Annotated in this window: 19 protein-coding genes; 11 read left to right on the forward strand and 8 right to left on the reverse strand. The window is 55.6% G+C overall.

Annotated features, from left to right (window positions below; all coding sequences use genetic code 11):
• The first annotated feature begins 136 nt into the window (after positions 1-136).
• The 4 genes from QN378_RS13985 (at position 137) to QN378_RS14000 (ending at position 4,932) form a co-directional block, all read left to right on the forward strand.
• The gene (locus tag QN378_RS13985) at positions 137-2,890 is read left to right on the forward strand and encodes a response regulator (RefSeq protein WP_322205021.1); all 2,754 of its coding nucleotides are present in this window, start codon (positions 137-139) and stop codon (positions 2,888-2,890) included.
• 179 nt (positions 2,891-3,069) lie between these two features.
• Positions 3,070-4,059, forward strand: coding sequence for a 2-hydroxyacid dehydrogenase (locus QN378_RS13990; protein WP_322205022.1), 990 nt, complete (start codon positions 3,070-3,072; stop codon positions 4,057-4,059).
• 34 nt (positions 4,060-4,093) lie between these two features.
• Positions 4,094-4,531 (forward strand): hypothetical protein, encoded by a 438-nt coding sequence (locus QN378_RS13995; protein WP_322205023.1) that lies wholly within the window; start codon positions 4,094-4,096, stop codon positions 4,529-4,531.
• Entirely contained in the window at positions 4,528-4,932 is a 405-nt protein-coding gene (locus QN378_RS14000; RefSeq protein WP_322205024.1) for an META domain-containing protein, read from the forward strand. The genes QN378_RS13995 and QN378_RS14000 overlap by 4 nt, the downstream gene beginning before the upstream one ends.
• Positions 4,933-5,006: 74 nt before the next feature.
• Here the strand turns inward: QN378_RS14000 and QN378_RS14005 are convergent, their stop codons facing one another.
• Complete coding sequence (locus QN378_RS14005) at positions 5,007-5,474, reverse strand: TlpA disulfide reductase family protein (protein ID WP_322205025.1); 468 nt, start codon at positions 5,472-5,474, stop codon at positions 5,007-5,009.
• A 127-nt stretch (positions 5,475-5,601) separates the two neighbouring features.
• On the opposite strand from QN378_RS14005, the gene arsC reads away from it, so the two are divergent.
• From arsC to QN378_RS14020, 3 genes are read left to right on the forward strand one after another with little or no spacing between them, the layout of a single operon-like run.
• A complete protein-coding gene (arsC, locus tag QN378_RS14010; protein ID WP_322205026.1) occupies positions 5,602-5,955 on the forward strand; it encodes an arsenate reductase (glutaredoxin) in 354 nt (117 codons plus the stop codon).
• Positions 5,952-6,557: an NAD(P)H:quinone oxidoreductase gene (gene wrbA, locus QN378_RS14015; protein WP_322205027.1), complete on the forward strand. Its 606-nt coding sequence runs from the start codon at positions 5,952-5,954 to the stop codon at positions 6,555-6,557. The genes arsC and wrbA overlap by 4 nt, the downstream gene beginning before the upstream one ends.
• Positions 6,550-6,966 carry a DUF2069 domain-containing protein gene (locus QN378_RS14020; RefSeq protein WP_322205028.1) on the forward strand — a complete coding sequence of 139 codons (417 nt, stop codon included), beginning with the start codon at positions 6,550-6,552 and terminating at the stop codon, positions 6,964-6,966. Before wrbA ends, QN378_RS14020 begins: the two co-directional genes overlap by 8 nt.
• 24 nt (positions 6,967-6,990) lie before the next feature.
• Here QN378_RS14020 and QN378_RS14025 read toward each other — a convergent pair whose 3' ends face one another.
• Positions 6,991-7,662, reverse strand: a complete 672-nt coding sequence (locus tag QN378_RS14025; RefSeq protein ID WP_322205029.1) for a DNA-3-methyladenine glycosylase I — start codon at positions 7,660-7,662, stop codon at positions 6,991-6,993.
• A gap of 7 nt (positions 7,663-7,669) precedes the next feature.
• Positions 7,670-8,494: a tRNA 2-thiocytidine(32) synthetase TtcA gene (gene ttcA, locus QN378_RS14030; protein ID WP_323547159.1), complete on the reverse strand. Its 825-nt coding sequence runs from the start codon at positions 8,492-8,494 to the stop codon at positions 7,670-7,672.
• A 347-nt stretch (positions 8,495-8,841) separates the two neighbouring features.
• Here ttcA and QN378_RS14035 point away from each other — a divergent pair, with 347 nt between their 5' ends.
• Together QN378_RS14035 and QN378_RS14040 are read left to right on the forward strand one after the other, a co-directional pair.
• Complete coding sequence (locus QN378_RS14035; RefSeq protein ID WP_322205030.1) at positions 8,842-9,444, forward strand: Yip1 family protein; 603 nt, start codon at positions 8,842-8,844, stop codon at positions 9,442-9,444.
• A gap of 140 nt (positions 9,445-9,584) precedes the next feature.
• The gene (locus QN378_RS14040) at positions 9,585-10,079 is read left to right on the forward strand and encodes a SprT family zinc-dependent metalloprotease (protein WP_322205031.1); all 495 of its coding nucleotides are present in this window, start codon (positions 9,585-9,587) and stop codon (positions 10,077-10,079) included.
• Between the two features lie 76 nt (positions 10,080-10,155).
• On the opposite strand, the gene QN378_RS14045 is transcribed toward QN378_RS14040, so the two are convergent.
• The 3 genes from QN378_RS14045 to QN378_RS14055 form a co-directional block, all read right to left on the reverse strand.
• Positions 10,156-11,505 carry a dicarboxylate/amino acid:cation symporter gene (locus tag QN378_RS14045; protein ID WP_322205032.1) on the reverse strand — a complete coding sequence of 450 codons (1,350 nt, stop codon included), beginning with the start codon at positions 11,503-11,505 and terminating at the stop codon, positions 10,156-10,158.
• A 457-nt stretch (positions 11,506-11,962) separates the two neighbouring features.
• Positions 11,963-13,309 (reverse strand): ATP-binding protein, encoded by a 1,347-nt coding sequence (locus QN378_RS14050; RefSeq protein ID WP_322205033.1) that lies wholly within the window; start codon positions 13,307-13,309, stop codon positions 11,963-11,965.
• Complete coding sequence (locus QN378_RS14055) at positions 13,306-13,983, reverse strand: response regulator (protein WP_322205034.1); 678 nt, start codon at positions 13,981-13,983, stop codon at positions 13,306-13,308. The genes QN378_RS14050 and QN378_RS14055 overlap by 4 nt, the downstream gene beginning before the upstream one ends.
• A 408-nt stretch (positions 13,984-14,391) precedes the next feature.
• On the opposite strand from QN378_RS14055, the gene QN378_RS14060 reads away from it, so the two are divergent.
• Together QN378_RS14060 and QN378_RS14065 are read left to right on the forward strand one after the other, a co-directional pair.
• A complete protein-coding gene (locus tag QN378_RS14060) occupies positions 14,392-15,180 on the forward strand; it encodes a dienelactone hydrolase family protein (RefSeq protein WP_322205035.1) in 789 nt (262 codons plus the stop codon).
• Positions 15,181-15,306: 126 nt separating this feature from the next.
• Complete coding sequence (locus tag QN378_RS14065) at positions 15,307-16,035, forward strand: 4'-phosphopantetheinyl transferase (protein WP_322205036.1); 729 nt, start codon at positions 15,307-15,309, stop codon at positions 16,033-16,035.
• A 1-nt stretch (position 16,036) separates the two neighbouring features.
• On the opposite strand, the gene QN378_RS14070 is transcribed toward QN378_RS14065, so the two are convergent.
• Positions 16,037-17,656, reverse strand: a complete 1,620-nt coding sequence (locus QN378_RS14070) for an ATP-binding protein (RefSeq protein WP_322205037.1) — start codon at positions 17,654-17,656, stop codon at positions 16,037-16,039.
• 4 nt (positions 17,657-17,660) lie between these two features.
• Positions 17,661-18,413: a response regulator gene (locus QN378_RS14075; protein ID WP_322205038.1), complete on the reverse strand. Its 753-nt coding sequence runs from the start codon at positions 18,411-18,413 to the stop codon at positions 17,661-17,663.
• Positions 18,414-18,830: the final 417 nt, after the last annotated feature.

Genomic DNA, 18,830 nt, shown 5'->3' on the forward strand with positions numbered 1-18,830 from the left:
AAACCTGGGTCGCCTGCATGGGTGCCGTCGTTGGCAAGCCACACACAGAGTTCGGCAAAGATTTGCCGAGATAGCGCGCAAGCAACTCGCTACACTGCGGTCTTGAACATGTTGGCTTGGATGCTGGAGAAATAGCGTGCTGAACAAGCTGGGTATTAAAGGCCGTGTATTGCTGTTAACCCTCGTTCCTGCCCTGCTGATGGCGGGGGTTCTTGGCGGTTACTTCACGTGGATGCAACTTTCGGACCTGCAAGCTCAGCTCATGCAGCGCGGCGAAATGATCGCCGAAGAGCTGGCACCGCTGGCCGCCCCTGCATTGGGCCGCAACGACCATGTGTTGCTCGAACGCATTGCGGGACAAGCTTTGGAAATCGGTGACGTGCGATCCGTCTCGTTTCTGGATGCAGACCGCACCTTGCTGTCCCATGCGGGGCCCAGCATGATCAATCAACAACCGGTTGGAAACAGCACACACTTGCTGCAACGCTCAGGCAACGACGCCACGCGATTTTTATTGCCGGTGTTTGGCCGCCAACGCCACCTGACGGGCGAGGTGATCCCCGCGGAGGCTGATCGCCTGCTGGGCTGGGTAGAACTTGAACTGTCCCATAACGGAACATTGCTAAGAGGCTATCGCAGCCTGTTCGCCAGCTTGTTATTGATCGCCACCGGCCTGATGCTGACCGCAATTGTAGCGTTGCGCATGAGCCGCACCATCAGCGTGCCCATTAACCGTATCAAAGTTGCCGTGGCGCAACTCAAGGACGGCAATCTGGAAGTCCGATTGCCCCCATTGGGCAGTTTGGAGCTAGACGAGCTAGCCTCGGGCATTAACCGCATGGCCGCCACCCTGCAAAATGCGCAGGAAGAACTGCAACACAGCATTGATCAGGCCACGGAAGACGTTCGGCAAAATCTGGAAACCATCGAAATCCAGAACATTGAACTGGACTTGGCGCGCAAAGAAGCACTGGAAGCAAGTCGGATCAAATCCGAATTTCTCGCCAACATGAGCCACGAGATTCGCACGCCACTCAACGGGATTCTCGGCTTCACTCATTTGCTGCAGAAAAGTGAGATGACTCCGCGTCAGCTGGACTATCTGGGCACCATCGAAAAATCCGCCGATAGCCTGCTGAGCATTATTAACGAGATTCTCGACTTTTCGAAAATCGAAGCTGGCAAGTTGGTCCTGGACAGCATTCCTTTCAATTTGCGTGATCTGCTCCAGGATACCCTGACCATTCTCGCCCCGGCCGCCCACGCCAAACAGCTGGAGCTGGTGAGTCTGGTTTACCGCGACACGCCTTTGGCGTTGCTGGGTGACCCGCTGCGACTCAAACAAATTCTCACAAACCTGGTCAGCAACGCGATTAAGTTCACTCGGGAAGGCACCATTGTCGCCCGCGCCATGCTCGAAGATGAGCAGGAAGACAGTGTACAACTGCGTATCAGCGTGCAAGACACCGGCATCGGCCTCTCCAGCCAGGACGTGCGTGCGCTGTTCCAGGCATTCAGCCAGGCGGACAACTCGCTGTCCCGACAGCCGGGCGGCACCGGACTCGGACTGGTGATTTCCAAGCGACTAATTGAACAAATGGGCGGAGAAATAGGCGTCGACAGTACGCCGGGTGAAGGGTCGGAATTCTGGATCAGCTTGAACCTGCCGAAAACTCGAGGCGATTTAGAGGACTTACCCTCTGCGCCGTTGTTAGGGCGGCGAGTCGCGGTGCTGGAAAATCACGAATTGGCGCGCCAGGCCTTGCAACATCAACTGGAAGATTGTGGCCTCGAAGCACTCACCTTCAGCAACCTCGAAAGCCTAATCAACGGCGTCACCGCCGCCCACGAAACACCCCAAGGCATTGACTTGGCCGTCTTGGGCATCACTGCCCATGAATTGCCACCTGAGCGCTTGCGTCAGCATATTTGGGACTTGGAAAACTTGGGCTGCAAGGTTTTGGTGCTTTGCCCAACCACAGAGCAGGCACAGTTCCAGTTGGCCGTGCCCAATGCCCATAGTCAGCTGCAGGCCAAGCCCGCGTGTACGCGTAAATTACGTCGTGCCCTATCTGAATTGATCCAACCGCGACAGCAACGCAGCGATACCTCCGAGCCGTTATCGAGTCGGGCGCCGCGCCTGCTGTGTGTTGACGACAACCCGGCCAATCTGCTGTTAGTGCAAACGTTGCTCGAAGACATGGGCGCTAATGTTGTAGCGGTCGACAGCGGCTACGCAGCGGTATATGCCGTGCAGAAGGAGGCGTTCGACTTGGTGCTGATGGACGTACAAATGCCAGGCATGGACGGGCGCCAAGCCACTGAAGCGATTCGCGCCTGGGAGGTTGAGCGTCAGAGCACTTCGCTGCCGATTGTCGCTCTCACCGCCCACGCCATGGCGAATGAAAAGCGCGCATTGTTGCAAAGCGGTATGGACGACTACCTGACCAAGCCGATCAGTGAGCGGCAACTGGCGCAGGTGGTACTCAAATGGACAGGTCTCGCATTGCGCAACCAAGCGCCTGAGCGCACTAATGAAAACGCACGAAACGGTGTCGACCTGCATGTGCTGGACCATGAGGAAGGTTTGCGCCTGGCGGCGGGAAAAGCCGATCTAGCGGCAGACATGCTGGCCATGCTCCTTGCATCGCTGGACACCGACCGCGAAGCGATTCGCAACGCCCGGGAATCCAACGACAAATCGGCACTGATCGAACGTGTGCATCGACTACACGGTGCGACCCGTTACTGCGGGGTCCCGCAATTGCGCGCCGCGTGTCAACGCAGTGAAACCCTGCTAAAAAAAGACGCCCCCGAAGCCGACGCAGCCCTCGACGAACTGGCCATGGCGATCAATAGGCTGGCCATAGAAGCCCGCGTGAGCGCTTGATCCAAAGCAACAACCGCGTCAAATGAATCGGTTATACCTTGTGCCGAACGAAATACTTGTGTGGCTTGCCGACGAAGGCGGTTTATCAGGCAAATCTCATTAAGCCATTCGCAGGCAAGCCTGCTCCCACCATCGACCGGGTGCCTGCGAAAAAACATCATCGCCAATGAGGTTTAGTTATGCGCACGCTCGTCTTCAGCAGCCAGAACTATGATCGCGAAAGCTTTCTCGCCGCCACGTTACCCAGCGGCGTGGACCTGCACTTTCAACCTGCACGGCTGAACCTGGACACCGTTGCGCTGGCAGACCACCACCCGGTGGTGTGCGCATTCATCAATGATGACCTCAGTGCTCCGGTATTGGAGCAATTGGCCGCAGGCGGCACGCGCTTGATAGCCTTGCGCTCAGCAGGTTTCAACCACGTCGATTTACCGGCCGCGCAAAAGCTGGGCCTCAGCGTGGTGCGAGTTCCGGCGTATTCTCCCCATGCCGTGGCCGAACACGCCGTGGCTTTGATTCTGGCGTTGAATCGACACCTGCACCGCGCCTACAACCGTACCCGCGACGGGGACTTTAGCCTGCATGGGCTGACCGGATTCGACCTGGTGGGTAAAACGGTCGGCATCGTCGGAACAGGTCAGATTGGCGCAACCTTCGCCCGAATCATGGCCGGATTTGGCTGCACCCTGCTCGCCTATGACCCTTATCCAAATCCTGTCGTTATGGCACTGGGCGCCCGATACCTGAGCCTGCCGGAGTTGCTGGGGCAAGCACAGATCATCAGCCTGCATTGCCCGCTGACCCCTCAAAGCAAACATTTGATTAACAGCGCAACATTGGCGCAGGTGCAGCCCGGCGCCATGTTGATCAATACCGGTCGCGGCGCACTGGTCGACACGCCAGCCTTGATCGAAGCACTGAAAAGCGGGCAACTGGGTTACCTGGGGCTGGATGTCTATGAAGAAGAGGCAAAACTGTTCTTCGAAGATCGCTCTGATCAACCGTTGCAAGACGATGTGCTAGCGCGCCTGCTGACATTCCCTAACGTGATTATTACCGCGCATCAAGCGTTCTTGACCCGCGAGGCGTTGGGCGCTATTGCCCAAACAACCTTGGACAACATTGCCCGCTGGGCGGAGGGGTCACCACAGAATCTGGTAGAGGGCTAAAAACTGGTAGGATGCGCGCAGATTTGGAGGACCCATGGTCGAACACGATTTCCGCTACAGCCTGCTTAACCCACAACACACCTTGACCGAAGTCCGTGCACTGGCGCCAGGGCGTTATCAAGTCACCGGCAACGGCGGCTCGATTCACGCCGACGATGTTCTTTTGGTCACGCTTAAAGGCAGCAAGGAGTTGTCCATGCGCCTGACCGTTGAAAAGGTCCGGCACTTGATCAATCCTCGTGGCCAATGGGTCGCGGTGGCTCAAGGTCCGGCATTCGCAGAATTGGCGATCCACCAATGGCAGGTCAACTGCAACGGGTGCCAGGTCGAATTGAAGTTCGAGTTTGCAGTCGACGCCAAGCTGGGCACCAAAGCACAAAAACCGGCAGCCGCTGCTCGCATTGCCGAGTTGGGCTGGAAAACCGAGGGCGATAAGCACCTTTGCCGTAAATGCCAGGAGCAAGCCGCATGAGAGGGGCCGTTTTTCTTGGTTTACTTGGCAGCACGCTGTTGGGCTGCGTTGCCCAGCCTCCAGGCGTGCAGCAAGATCAGAGCTATTTACTGGAATGGATTGGCGACCGTCCTTTGGTCGACCGTAGCCACCTGACCATGACTTTAGGCAAAGATGGCCGCGCCTATGGCAACGCCGGCTGTAACCATTGGTTCGCGCCATACGCGCAAGAAGGCGAGAAGTTTCACTTTGGCATGGTTGGCAGCACCCGTAGAGTCTGCTCACCCGCGGTGATGGAGCAAGAACAACGCTTTCTCGACGCCCTGACCAAAGTTCAACGCTGGGACATTTCCCCTATCGAGCAACTGCGTCTTTGGCCCGAACAAGGCAAACCGCTGCGGTTCTGGTTGGAGGACAGCTGATTCAGCATTGCTTGGTCTGACGCCCTCGCGAACAAGTTCGCGAAGGCCATCTCGCGGTTTACCTGCCAAACATCTCACCCCTCGCCGCGCAACGCCGCTAACCGCTGGCTTACACCTGCCGCCGTCTGCTCACCCAACAACGTTTCGCGCACTTTGCCCTTGTCGTCGATGATGTAGGTCACTGGCAGCGCTTCGCTGTGGGGCAAGTCGTAATGATCCGCCGGATCTAGCGCCAGCACCGTGAATCCAATGCCCAGCGCAGCGCTGGCTGACTTCAAATCTTCGCCCTGCAAGCCATCAAAATTAACTCCGAAAACGCTGACATGCTGATCTTTAAGCTGCTTTGCCAACGCATTGAGCTCAGGAATCTCAGTGCGGCAGGGACCACACCACTCCGCCCAATAGTTAATAACTAACCAATGCTTATCGACCTGCTCGCTAGCGACCTTCTGCCCGTTCTGATCAGGCCCTAGATCCACGCCACATCCGCTAAGCAATACACTACCTAGAAGCGTCATTATTGCTACCCATTGCCTCGCCATATGATCTTCCTTCATCAAGGTATTCACGTTAACTGTGACCAATTAACGCCCCGGCCGCCAGCAAGGTTCAGGAGCGGACGCCACGTATGTAGAATAGCCGCCACCTTACGCAAGATGCGACCCGCCAATGACCGACATGACGCTTTATCACAACCCGCGCTGTTCGAAATCTCGCGGGGCGCTGGAATTGCTCGAAGCGCGCGGCCTCACGCCGACCATCATCCGCTACCTGGACACCCCCCCGGACGCCGCGCAGCTGCGCGATCTACTGCGCAAGCTGGGTCTGAGTGCGAGGGCATTACTGCGTACTGGCGAAGACGACTATAAAACCCTCAACCTGGTCGATTCCAGCCTGACCGACGAGCAGTTGATCGCAGCCATGGCCTCACATCCAAAATTGATCGAACGGCCGATTCTAGTGGTCGGTGATAAAGCAGCAATCGGCCGTCCGCCAGAACGCGTGTTGGAGATTCTCTTGTGATTGCGCCTTATATTTTGGTTTTGTACTACAGCCGCAATGGTTCAACCGGTGAGATGGCCCGGCAGATCGGCCGCGGTGTCGAGTTAGGCGGCATGGAAGCGCGATTGCGTACCGTGCCGGCGATTTCTTCCGAGATAGAGGCCGTTGCACCCAGCATTCCAGAGACGGGCGCGTTATACGCCAGCCTCGACGATCTGAAAAACTGCTCTGGTTTAGCACTGGGCAGCCCGACACGCTTCGGTAACATGGCCGCACCGCTGAAATACTTTATTGACGGCACCAGTACCTTGTGGCTGACCGGCGCGTTGGTGGGTAAACCGGCCAGTGTGTTCACCTCCACCGCCAGCCTGCACGGCGGCCAGGAAACAACGCTGATATCGATGCTGTTGCCGTTGCTGCACCATGGCATGCTCGTGGCCGGTTTGCCTTACAGCGAAGCCGCGCTGCTGGAAACCAACGGCGGCGGCACGCCCTATGGCGCCAGCCACCATGCCGGCGCCGACGGCAAACGCCCGCTGGACCCCCACGAAATAACCTTGTGTCGAGCCTTGGGCCAACGCTTGGCTAAAACCGCCTTACTGCTGGAGAGGCCACGTGGCTAAATCACCAAAAGTACTGCCTGCGCTGGAATGGCTGGAGCCACGGGTTCGATTGACACGGGTTGTCAGCCTGATCTGTTTTTTGGGTCTGATGCTGCTGCTAACGGGGTATTACCTGATCTTTGCCGACCTGCATGGTGCCCGTCCGTGGGTCATCCTGAGCATTGAGCTGGTGCCGTTGCTTCTGCTGTTACCCGGCATGCTCACGGGCAGTGCGCGTGGCCATTCGTGGACATGCTTTGTGGTCAATCTGTACTTCATCAAAGGTGCACTGGCGATTTATGACCCCCATCGCAACGTCTTCGGCGCACTTGAAATGCTCGCCAGCGTGGCCGTGTTCACCAGCGCGTTGCTGTACGTCAGGTGGCGCTTTCAGTACAACCGCAAGTTGGCGGGTGAAGGGGAGGCGTAATGTATTTGGCTCAGAGTGCGGCGATCAATGATTCACCGTATACGCCAGCATCATCGACAACTGACACATCGGCCGCCCACTTTCGGCGTGCCATTGATTGAAGGCGCCCTGCACCGCCGCCAAGTCTTTGAGGCTGGTGGGCACACGGTCGATGATGTCCTGAGCGTTGAGCCCGGCCACCATGTCGTAGGTCGGGATGAAGGTGTCTTTGCCCACCATCCGCAAAAAACTCGGCGCCGACATGCCGCCCAACTGATAGCCGTGTTTGGACAGATACTTCCACAGGCCAACAATATCGGTCACCGGCCAGTTAGCGATGAAGTTACCAAAGCTGCCGTGTTCTTTGCTGATGTCTAGAGTCATTTGGGCATTGCGTGGCACGCTCTTCAGTTTGCCCAAATGCCGAATGATCCGCGCATCTTGCATCAAACGCTCAAGGTGTTCGGCGCCCATCAAGACGACTTTCTCGGGATCGAAACGGAAGAATACTTCTTCGAATGTTGGCCACTTGGCGTCGACCAGACTGTGCTTTAGGCCTGCGCGAAAAACGCGCTGCGCCAATGCAGACAAATAACGGTCGTTGCCGATCTTGCGCAATTGCGAGGGGGTTCTAGGGTGCGGTAGATGCGCTTCAAGGGCAGCAGACGAGCCAAAGCGATTCAGGTTGTATTCAAGTAGCCATTTGTAATCGCGCATGCCGTTCCTAAAGGTTCGTAACGTTGACGAAGCGCGAAGCTGCGGTTTCATCGATACGCAGTTGAGTGAAATCGAACAGGTTACGGTCCGCCAGTTGCGACGGCTGGACGTTTTGTAGCGCCCGAAAAATACTCTCAGTACGTCCGGGAGTTTTGCTTTCCCATTCGGACAGCATGTCTTTGACTACTTGGCGCTGCAGGTGCTCTTGAGATCCGCAGAGGTTGCAAGGGATGATCGGAAAATTCTTGAAGTCAGAAAATGCCTGAATGTCCTTTTCAGTGCAGTACGCCAACGGCCGAATCACCACGTTGCGACCATCATCAGCCCGTAGCTTGGGCGGCATAGCCTTGAGTGCACCGTTAAAGAACAGGTTCAGGAAGAAGGTTTCAATGATGTCATCGCGATGATGACCCAGCGCCATCTTTGTCGCGCCAATTTCGTCGGCATAGGTGTAAAGCGTCCCACGCCGCAGGCGTGAGCACAGCGAACAGGTGGTTTTACCTTCCGGGATCAGCTTCTTAACCACCGAATAAGTGTCTTTCTCGATGATGTGGTACTCGACGCCCAGCTTCTCGAAATACTCAGGCAGCACGTGCTCGGGAAACCCCGGCTGCTTTTGATCCATGTTCACCGCAACGATGTCGAATGTGATCGGAGCGACTTTCTGAAAATGCATTAGCACATCGAGTAATGTGTAACTGTCTTTACCGCCCGACAGACACACCATCACCTTGTCGCCCTCTTCAATCATCTTGAAGTCAGCCACTGCTTCGCCAGCGAGGCGGCGTAGACGCTTCTGCACTTGATTGTGGTGAACGCACAGCATGCCCATGGTGTTGATATCTCTAATGATCACTCAAAAAAAGTACGCATTTTACGCGACACCTCTAATGGGCGCATGTGGGAATCGTCTTATCCGATATTTGGCTTTAGCCACTTGCGCTGAACTTACTCTCAGACCAGCCACTAAGTTACACACGGCTAAATAGCGTGTCGCGATTAACAGCATCGGTTAGAGCGCGAATTGCTCTAAAGAAGCGCTATTCGCGTCCCTATACTGCGACATAAGGTCGCACACGTTTTTTTGTATGAACGCCGGGCCCTATAACTGTCGAGCGCTTGGCTCGACGGGCGCTCCGCTGGGGGGCGACAGTAAATAATAATAAAAGGAGTAACAGTATGATGAATCACGTTTTGGGATTGTTTACCCATCCTGGTCGCGAGTGGCAACAAATACGCGGTGATAAAGAAGAATCCATCGGCCACATGTACTTGACTCACACGTTGATTCTGGCAGCGATTCCCGCTGTAGCCGCTTACATAGGCACTACACAAGTGGGCTGGGTCATTGGAAGTCGAGCGCCAGTGATGTTGACCCATGAAAGCGCACTATGGATGACCGTTATGTCCTACTTTGCCATGCTGGGAGGAGTGGCGGTCATGGGCGGGTTCATCCACTGGATGGCACGTACGTATGATGCCAATCCGAGCTTGTCTCGTTGCATCGCATTTGCAACCTATACTGCATCACCGCTGTTCGTCGGTGGACTGGCCGCAATTTATCCTCATATGTGGCTGGGAATGCTCATAGGATTGGCTGCGATCTGCTACACGGTCTATCTACTGTATGTTGGATTGCCAACCTTTATGAATATCCACGCCGATGAAGGCTTTATGTTTTCGACGTCAGTACTGGCCGTAGGCCTGGTGGTACTGGTCGCAATCATGGCGTTCACCGTCGTATTGTGGGGTATCGGTGTAGGCCCCGAATACACCAACTGATTTTAATCGCAAGCCCTCACGCACGGTGACGAGCCGCCTCTTTAGGCGGCTCGGCTATTTTTGATGACCATTGGGCAGCTTCAGTTTTCAGCGGACCGGAGCTTTACGGCATACTTGCCACCTCTGGAGAGCCATTAAGAATGCCCGAGCACATCACATCCCGTGTCGAGGTCTGTTATCAGCAAGCCGAAGCCTTTTTCAAGCGAACCTTTAAACGCCCGGTGGTCAGCCTAAAACTGCGTGGTCAAAAAGCCGGCGTGGCCCATTTGCATGAAAATTTGCTGCGCTTCAATCCCCAGCTTTACCGAGAAAACCGTGATGATTTTCTTAAGCAAACGGTGGCCCACGAAGTGGCACATCTGATCGCTCATCAGTTGTTCGGCGAACGTATTCAGCCCCATGGCGAAGAGTGGCAGCTGATCATGCGAGGGGTGTATGAGTTGCCGCCTAATCGCTGTCACACCTACGCCATCCAACGCCGTAGCGTCACTCGCTACATTTACCGCTGTCCCTGCGCCAACAACGATTTTGCGTTTTCCGCGCAACGTCATTCGCTGGTTCGCCAAGGCCGAAGGTATCTGTGTCGGCGCTGTCGCGAAACGTTAGTGTTCAGTGGTGAGATGCGGGTTGAGTGAGAGTGAGACTGACCGAAACCCGTACGTAAAAAACCCATCAAAGATGGGTTTTTTTTATTGCTTGGCTTACTGAGTGTTAAACAGTTTCGCGCGATGCAGCAGATGTCGGGATCTTACCTTCGGCCACACCCAAATCGTCTTCTGGACCGGTATTGGTGATGGGACGACCACCGGAAGCCAACTCAACTTGCAACTGGGTTTCGTCCAGCTCACCGACCCACTTGGCCACGACCAGTGTCGCTACGGCGTTACCAACCAGGTTGGTCAAGGCGCGGGCTTCTGACATGAAGCGGTCGATGCCGAGAATCAGCGCCAGACCGGCAACCGGCAAGGTGCCCACAGCGGACAGCGTTGCAGCCAACACGATAAAGCCGCTCCCGGTTACACCGGCGGCGCCTTTGGACGACAACAAAAGCACAACCAACAACGTGATCTGGTGAGTGATATCCATGTGGGTGTCAGTCGCCTGAGCGATGAACACGGCGGCCATGGTCAGATAAATCGCGGTGCCGTCGAGGTTGAACGAGTAACCCGTCGGAATGACAAGACCTACGACCGACTTCTTGGCGCCCAGGCGCTCCATCTTCACCAACATGCGCGGCAAGGCGGATTCCGAAGAAGAAGTGCCGAGCACAATCAGCAGTTCTTCACGGATATAACGTATGACCTTGACAACACTGAAGCCGTGCGCACGAGCGATAGCGCCTAGTACGACCAATACGAACACTACGCAGGTGATATAGAAGCACAGCATCAACTGACCGAGCTGCACCAGCGAACCGACACCATAAGCCCCTATGGTGAAGGCCATTGCGCCAAATGCGCCCAGTGGGGCGAGCTTCATGATCATATTGATGATGTTGAACATCACGTGAGCAAAGCGATCAATGAAGTCCAGCAGCGGCTTGCCGTAGGCACCCAGGCGGTGCAGGGCGAAACCGAAGATCACCGAGAACATCAGCACTTGGAGGATATCGCCGGTGGCGAACGCACTGAAAATGGTGTTCGGGATGATGTTCAAGATAAAGCTGATAACGCTTTGATCTGCACCGGCAGCGACATAAGCCGCAACTTTGGAAGCATCGAGCGTTGCGACGTCGATGTGCATACCGGCACCCGGCTGCACCACGTTGACCACGACCAGACCTACAAGCAGGGCAATGGTGGACACAACTTCGAAGTACAGCAACGCGAAACCGCCGGTCTTGCCTACAGACTTCATGGTCTGCATGCCGGCAATACCGCTGACAACCGTACAAAAGATGATCGGGGCGATGATCATTTTGATCAGCTTGATGAACCCGTCACCCAGTGGCTTTAGCGCAACGCCGGTATGAGGGTAAAAGTGACCGATTAGAACGCCGATAATTATCGCTACGATCACCTGAAAATACAGGGATTTATACAAGGGCTGACGAGTCGTCATTGCGAAGTTCCTCAGGAGCGCTGCGGGCATCATCCATCTGATACGCGCGGCACTAAACCGCTTAACCCTCCTGCACTGGAGGGATTTGTTTTGGCGAGTTGCGGGGGCAGGCCGTTCGCAAACCTCTACGCCCTATCGCAAAGCGTGTGCCACCTTTTGAAAATGTCCTGTAAACCAATGAATCCTAGGCAAGTGTTGCCAGAGACCGCAGCTGTCGATTAAAACCGTGGCGGTTTTCCGCCGCTCGCTGCAAATATAGCACTCGCATTGGCGGATATCCGCCTCGGCCACCGCCAGAAATGAGTGATCCCCACGCTTAAGTTTACGTCGCGAGGGTGACTGGTAACGACGGAGCAATCAGAGGCATCGACTTGGCCAGCCGTGATTACTGCGGTCCATATTAAAGTGCAGGACTGTGTTTCTTTGTCTGCTGTTAACGGCACACCTCTAACAAGCTTTACTTGGCTAGAAACTGAATATAAAACGCCGCGCCACCTAATGGGGAGTCGCTCAAGGTTAAACGCGCGTTGTAGCTTTCGATGATGTCTTTGACCACTGCCAGGCCGATACCTTGGCCCGGGTTTTGTCGATCAAGGCGCTCCCCGCGTTGCAGAATTCGCGCCCGCTGACTTTCCGGGACACCAGGACCGTCGTCCTCGATGCACAGTTCATCGCCAATCGTTGATAGACGCAAGCTGATGCGCACCCGGCCGAGGCACAGGCGATAGGCGTTTTCCAACAGATTACCCAGCATTTCCAACAAAGCGCCCTGCTCCATCGGCACAAGGTAGTCGTCAGGCAGGTCCACAACCACATTTACCTGTTTGTCTCGATACACTTTTTCCAAGGTGTTACACAAGCTCTCCACCACTGGTCTAAGGCTGACGTGGTGGCGGACCAACCCACTTTTGCGCAAACTGGCGCGTTGTAATTGGTAGTCGATTTGCTGGCTCATGCGCTCAATCTGGGATTGCAAAATACGCGCTTGCTCCAAATCTTCAGGGCGCTTGGCAATGATTTCACTGACGCCTTGGAGCACCGCCAGCGGCGTCTTCAGACTGTGGGCCAGATCGCCAAGCGAGTCGCGATAACGGATGCGTTGCTCACGCTCGCTGAGCAGCAACCGGTTAAGAGAGCCCGTTAGGCGCAACAATTCTCGCGGGTGTTCTTCACTCAGGCTTTCGCGAGAGCCAGCCTCCACCTGGTCCAACTCCCGACTCAAGCCTTTCAACGCTTTCAGGCCCCAGGTCAAACCGGCCCAGAGCAACACTAGCAACACCAGCAACGCCGCGCCGAAGCCCAAGTAAAGCTTCTCTCGCAGGCCAGCGATGATCACCTGATATTCGCGAACCGGCTGCAAGGCAACGATACTGAAGGCAGCATCGCGCCCGCCCAACAGTTTGATTTCAACGTCGTAGACGAAAAATTCTTCACCATTGGGTTCTTTGATCTTGGCAAACTCGTTACCAGAGCCGTCGTACCGAGGGTGATAGTTGATGTTTTCGTCTTCGGTGGCCCGCGAACGCCAGACCAGCCGACCTTCCCGGTCGTATATATAGCCCAGCAGACGGCTGTCCGGCAGATTGAACTGCTCACCCGGCAACATCAACGGCATCATCAAATGGCCGTCTTCGATTCTGGCGGCGGAAATCAAGGTAGTGACATCTGACGCCAAGCGCTGCTCTATAGCGTCTTCCAATGCAATGCTGTAGGCACCTTGGAGCGCCGGTAATGTAGCGAGCATGAAAATCACGGCCAGCATCGCTGCCGCCAGCATCAATCGCACGCGCAGCGATCGAATCATTTACAGCGCTCTGTGAACAAGTATCCCAAGCCCCGCACGGTTTCGATGGGTCTGAAGCCTGACTTGCCTTCCAATTTGCGGCGTAGGCGACCGACCAGCACTTCGATCACGTTAGGATCGCGTTCGTCATCATCAGGATAGAGTTGCTCCATCAACCGCTCCTTGGCCACCACTTGCTGATGGTGACGCATCAGGTATTCGAGAATTCGATATTCGTAGGCTGTCAGGGGCAAAGGCTGCTCATCAAGGGACGCTTGCTTGCGATTTAAATCCAGCAGCAAAGGCCCGGCAGTAATGGTCGATTGAGTAAAACCACTGGAGCGGCGCAGCAGTGCATTAAGGCGTGCCTCCAGCTCTTCGAACTGGAACGGCTTAACCACGTAATCATCTGCACCTGCAGCGAGTCCTTCAACTTTGTCTTGCCAATTGCCTCGCGCCGTCAGAATCAAGATAGGAAACGCCTTACCTTGGGCGCGAAACTGGCGAATCAGGTCGAGTCCGCCCATACCGGGTAAACCCAGGTCGATTACCGCTAGGTCATGGTTGAACTGCTCTGCTTGGTACAACGCTTCTTCGGCATTGGCCACAGCTTCGACCACATGACCACTTTCGGTCAGGCGTGTCTGCAGGTGATGGCGTAGTAACGCCTCATCCTCTACCACCATCAGTTTCATGAGGCTCTCCCAGGCAAAATCATACCTCTCAAGACTTAGGCTAATTCAACAAAACTATGGTCCTGCGCCCAGGGCGCTGAGTTTGCGGGCTGAGCGTCAAATGTCCAGCAACAGTCTGGTTAACGTTTAAAAGATATACGTCTGGCGGTGCTTGGGATCGAAGCTGCCAAGCAACGCGGACTGATTCACCTTAGTACTGTTAAATGCCAGAAATGTACCGGGAGGTCGACTCCTCTCGCACAAGCGCATTTGGGACGCGTTCAGACTAATCACTGCGCCCTGAACCCATCCTGAACGTGCGCTGAACTTATCTGAAGCAACTCCGGCCCAAACTGTACGTAACGATCGTCTAGGCTGTTTGACGAAGCAAAGCCGGAATAGCGTTATAAAACCACAGGGGAATCAATCATGCGTTTCTGGACAGTGTTAGCAATGATGGGCTTGGCCAGCGTGGCCCAAGCCCAGGTAAAGACCGAAACCATTAACTATCAAAGCAGTGACGGCACCCAGCTTGTCGGTTATTACGCTTACGACGACGCGATCAAGGGTCAGCGCCCCGGCGTGCTGGTGGTACATGAATGGTGGGGGCTGAACGATTACGCCAAAGGTCGCGCTCGCGAGCTTGCCGCGCTGGGCTACAGTGCCATGGCTGTCGACATGTACGGCAAAGGTAAGCACACCGAACACCCTAAAGACGCCATGGCGTTCATGATGGAAGCGATGAATAACAGTACCGGCGCTGCTCAGCGCTTTGACGCCGGGCTTGCTCAGTTGAAAAAACAACCGCAGACCAACCCGGCAAAAATTGCCGCGATCGGTTACTGCTTCGGTGGTGGCGTGGTGCTGGATGCGGCCCGTCGTGGTGAGCCGTTGGTGGGCGTAGTAAGTTTCCACGGCATGCTGGCCACCAAGATACCGGCCACTTCTGGGAGCATCAGAACCAAGATTCTGGTTGAGCACGGCAATAACGACACCATGGTAACGCCGGACAGCGTCGTGGCCTTCAAGTCTGAAATGGACAAAGCCGGGGCAGATTACACATTCGTCGGTATCGATGGCGCTAAACATGGCTTCAGCAACCCTGATGCGGATCGTCTAGGCAAAGGCGATAACGCGCCGGACATCGCCTACGACAAAGCCGCAGACCAAAGTTCTTGGGCCGATATGCAGGCCTTCTTGAAGAAGGTGTTTGGTTAATTCTGTAGAGCCCACTTGTCGGCGAAAAGCTTGGTGCGGTCTGTCTGACACTCTGCTTCGTCAACAGGTTGGCTCTACAGATAGGTGACCTACCCAACTGGCCGCTGACACGGCAAAATGCCGAGCATGACTCAGCCTACGACGCTTCCCGCTTGTTGCCCCGCATTAATCACCCATTGGCCACTACCTAACGCCCTACCTGGGGTAGTGCTGGTCAGCGGAGTGTTTGATTCACTGCGCCTGTCGGAGGACGATTTCCAGCACTGCGCCATTGCCCCACCCGCGAGCATCCAGCGCTCCGTTGCCAAACGGCAGGCCGAATTTCTCGCCGGCCGTCTCTGCGCCCGGGAAGCGTTGCAGCAGCTGGACGGCCGCAATTACGTGCCTGCTATTGGCCAAGACCGCGCGCCTGTCTGGCCGAGTGACATCTGTGGGTCGATCACCCACAGCCACGGCTGGGCGGCGGCAGTGGTCGGGCAACGGCAGCATTGGCGGGGTTTGGGGCTGGATCTGGAAAATGTCCTCGACAGCGAACGCGCTCAACGTCTGGCCGGGGAGATTCTCACTGCTGATGAGCTACAGCGCATGGCCAAAGGCCCCGCCGAGCAGATTGCTTTGCTGGTAACCCTGACGTTTTCGGTGAAAGAAAGCCTGTTCAAAGCGCTCTACCCTCTGGTGCAAAAGCGCTTTTACTTCGAAGACGCTCAATTGTTGGAGTGGTCAACCGACGGCAGCGCTCGCCTGCGTTTGCTGATCGATTTGTCCAACGAATGGCGCAGCGGCAGGGAACTCGACGCCCAATTCAGCCTTCAGGACGGCCAACTGCTGAGCCTGATCAGCATCGCCGCAAATTGAATCAAGGTTTCCCCTGCTGACGGGGCCACGCAAGGCTGAAACAGGCACCGCCCAAGTTAGTACTTTTACCGATTAACGCCCGACCGCCGTGCCAGTGGATAATCCGCCGTACAATCGACAAGCCCAGCCCATGGCCCCCTGATGCTCGGGTACGACTGTCGTCCAGACGCATGAACGGTGTAAAAATTCTCTCCCAAGCGCTTTCAGGAACACCGGGGCCGTCGTCTTCAATATCGATGCGACAACGCAAATTCTCCACGTGATAACTCACACTGACCCTTGAGTCCGCATGGCGCATGGCGTTGCTCACCAGATTCTGCAGGGCGCGGTGCAGATAGCGCGGCTCAGCCTCGACCCAAACGCCGCCACCATCATCATCGGCTACTGCGAGGCATTGCCCGCGACTAACGGTGACGTTGGCGCGCAAGGGCGCCAACTCCGCGATCACTTGATTGACCAAGGCATCCAAATCAATGCGTTGGTAGTGCAAGGTAGGCGAACCTTGCTCAAGTCGAGCGTATGTCAGCATCTCGTCCACTAGCTTATCGAGGTCCTGAATGTCGTTGTCCATGCCGACTCGATATTTATCTCGTGCCTCTTCGGTAGTGGCTTCGCCAATCATCTCCAGGCCGAAACGCAAACGTGCCACCGGCGTACGTAATTCGTGGGAGACCGCGCGCACCAGCTCTCGCTGTATGGCCAATGAACGCTGCAAATGTTCAGCCATGCCGTTAAAAGCCGACGCTAATCGTCCGACCGAGTCCGCGCCCGACGATTGCACACGGGTTTCCAGGCTGCCTTTGGCGATCCGCGTAACGGCGGCTTCCAACCCCAGTAAACGCCGTTCGAGGCGACGCACTAACAAGTACACCACCAGACCGATCAGGCACAGGCCAAGAAAGCCAATCAACACCAGCAACTCAGGGGGATAGGGGTTCATCTGATACAGCGGGCCGATTTCCAGCACCCACGGCGTGTTGACCATGCCAGCGAACACGCGAATAGAATCGCCGCCCTTGCCCAACGCCATCACCGTGTCGCCTTCGTTGACCCGGCGCCGCTGATCGTCGTCGACATCAGCCTTGTCGAGACGAATCAGGCGCATATCAAAGCCAAAACCTTTTTCAGATTTCAGGGCGTCCAAACGCTGCGGTTGTTCTTCAACAGGAACCCGCACCAATTCGTCGATCAATAGGTAAATCGTCGCTCGGGCCAGTTGTTCACTGATTTGCTGCACTTCGCCGCTCAATACCAACGGCTCGGTATCACTGCTAATCAGACGATATACCTTGGCCGAGTGGGGCCCGGTCTGCTCGACCACCACTTGGCCCCGCAACAGGCGGCTTTGATCGCCGCTGTCGAGCTGTGTTTTATTGAGGCTTTGCAGCGCCAACGGAATCCCCATTAACCGCTGCCACGCAAACAATGCGCGCTGGCGATCAATGGCAATCATCGGCTTCAAGTTGTCGGCCATCAGCGTGAACGTACCGTGGGCCAGCTGCTCACGGTATTGCGAGCCGCGTACTTGATTGACCAAATTCAAGGTCAGAACACCCAGCAGGGCCACCAGCACCAACACGCCTAGCATGCCGCCATAAATACGCAGGAAGATTGAATTCATGGCGTCAGGGGTTCATCACGTAACACGTCGGGTCTTGCGCGGCTTCCGGCACGAACAAATAGCCTTTGCTGCGGATGGTTTTTATCAGACGCGGATGAATCGGGTCGTCGCCGATCTTTGGTCGAATCCGCGAGATACGCACATCAATAGACCGATCCTGGCCGTCGTAGCCAAACCCGCGCAGCGCGGTAAAAATTTCTTCCCGGGACAAAATGCGTCCAGCGTTAGCGACCAGAAGCCAGAGCAAGTCGAACTCAGCACTAGTCAATTCGATGCTGTTGTCACGCAGCCAAGCTTCGCGCAAAGCGTCATCGACAACTAGCGGCCCAAACACCAGGCGCCGTGGTTTTTCTTCGGATTTAAGTACCCATTCAGGTTCAAGCGCTTCGCTGCGCCGCAACAGCGCATGAATCCGCGCCAATAACACGCGCGGGTGCACCGGTTTGCAGACAAAATCGTCTGCACCCATGTCCAGGCCCAGTATTTGATCGGTGTCGTCGGTGCGCGCAGTAAGCATCAGGATAGGCCCGTCGTATTGATCGCGGACCCTTCGACAAATGCTCAAGCCGTCTTCCCCAGGCAACATTAGATCGAGAATGACCAAGTCGGGCTGCTCGGCAACGATGCGGGCCACTGCCAAGGCCCCATCACCTTCGATACTGACTCGCAGGCCATTGGACTGGAGGTAGTCACGGGTCAGTTCAGCCAGACGTTGATCGTCCTCGATGATCAGCACCTGCCAGGCTTCTTGCTCCACGGGTAACCTCTTCTGCCATTGTTCTTATTAATTGAGACAGCGTACGAATCTGACGTCAGAACGCCGGTTATCGAAGGCGAGTTTAGCAACACCTCGCGCTAAGCACACGACATGCCAATTTGCACTCCATATCGCTGTTTTATGTGATGAACTTCGCGCTCGCAAAAACCTGCTCAGGACCAAAAAAACAGTGACAGACGGTAGAGTCCAGCAGTTCTGCGGCTTACACGGGCTTTCCCGATTTCATACACGATTTACCCACAGATTTATCCACAGGGGCTCGTTGCAATTAAGCCCCAAAACGCATTATCTTGTAGCTCGGCGCGAAAAAAACCCTACATGTAGGGTTTACCACCTAAAACCAAACACAACTCAATCGAGAATTTCAAGCTATTTTCTTGCGTCAGTTTGGTTGAT

The sequence above is a fragment of the Pseudomonas sp. 10S5 genome, assembly GCF_035019745.1.
Classification (GTDB): Bacteria; Pseudomonadota; Gammaproteobacteria; order Pseudomonadales; family Pseudomonadaceae; genus Aquipseudomonas.

What these genes read in the sequence shown, in the direction of transcription:
- QN378_RS14035 (WP_322205030.1), top strand. Translation starts at nt 8,842, where the DNA reads ATGATGAATCACGTTTTGGGATTGTTTACCCATCCTGGTCGCGAGTGG.
- ttcA (WP_323547159.1), bottom strand. Translation starts at nt 8,494, where the DNA reads ATGGGCATGCTGTGCGTTCACCACAATCAAGTGCAGAAGCGTCTACGC.
- QN378_RS14065 (WP_322205036.1), top strand. Translation starts at nt 15,307, where the DNA reads ATGACTCAGCCTACGACGCTTCCCGCTTGTTGCCCCGCATTAATCACC.
- QN378_RS14005 (WP_322205025.1), bottom strand. Translation starts at nt 5,474, where the DNA reads ATGGCGAGGCAATGGGTAGCAATAATGACGCTTCTAGGTAGTGTATTG.
- QN378_RS14050 (WP_322205033.1), bottom strand. Translation starts at nt 13,309, where the DNA reads ATGATTCGATCGCTGCGCGTGCGATTGATGCTGGCGGCAGCGATGCTG.
- QN378_RS14025 (WP_322205029.1), bottom strand. Translation starts at nt 7,662, where the DNA reads ATGCGCGATTACAAATGGCTACTTGAATACAACCTGAATCGCTTTGGC.
- QN378_RS14060 (WP_322205035.1), top strand. Translation starts at nt 14,392, where the DNA reads ATGCGTTTCTGGACAGTGTTAGCAATGATGGGCTTGGCCAGCGTGGCC.
- QN378_RS13995 (WP_322205023.1), top strand. Translation starts at nt 4,094, where the DNA reads ATGGTCGAACACGATTTCCGCTACAGCCTGCTTAACCCACAACACACC.
- QN378_RS14055 (WP_322205034.1), bottom strand. Translation starts at nt 13,983, where the DNA reads ATGAAACTGATGGTGGTAGAGGATGAGGCGTTACTACGCCATCACCTG.
- QN378_RS14070 (WP_322205037.1), bottom strand. Translation starts at nt 17,656, where the DNA reads ATGAATTCAATCTTCCTGCGTATTTATGGCGGCATGCTAGGCGTGTTG.
- arsC (WP_322205026.1), top strand. Translation starts at nt 5,602, where the DNA reads ATGACCGACATGACGCTTTATCACAACCCGCGCTGTTCGAAATCTCGC.
- QN378_RS14045 (WP_322205032.1), bottom strand. Translation starts at nt 11,505, where the DNA reads ATGACGACTCGTCAGCCCTTGTATAAATCCCTGTATTTTCAGGTGATC.
- QN378_RS13990 (WP_322205022.1), top strand. Translation starts at nt 3,070, where the DNA reads ATGCGCACGCTCGTCTTCAGCAGCCAGAACTATGATCGCGAAAGCTTT.
- QN378_RS14000 (WP_322205024.1), top strand. Translation starts at nt 4,528, where the DNA reads ATGAGAGGGGCCGTTTTTCTTGGTTTACTTGGCAGCACGCTGTTGGGC.
- QN378_RS14040 (WP_322205031.1), top strand. Translation starts at nt 9,585, where the DNA reads ATGCCCGAGCACATCACATCCCGTGTCGAGGTCTGTTATCAGCAAGCC.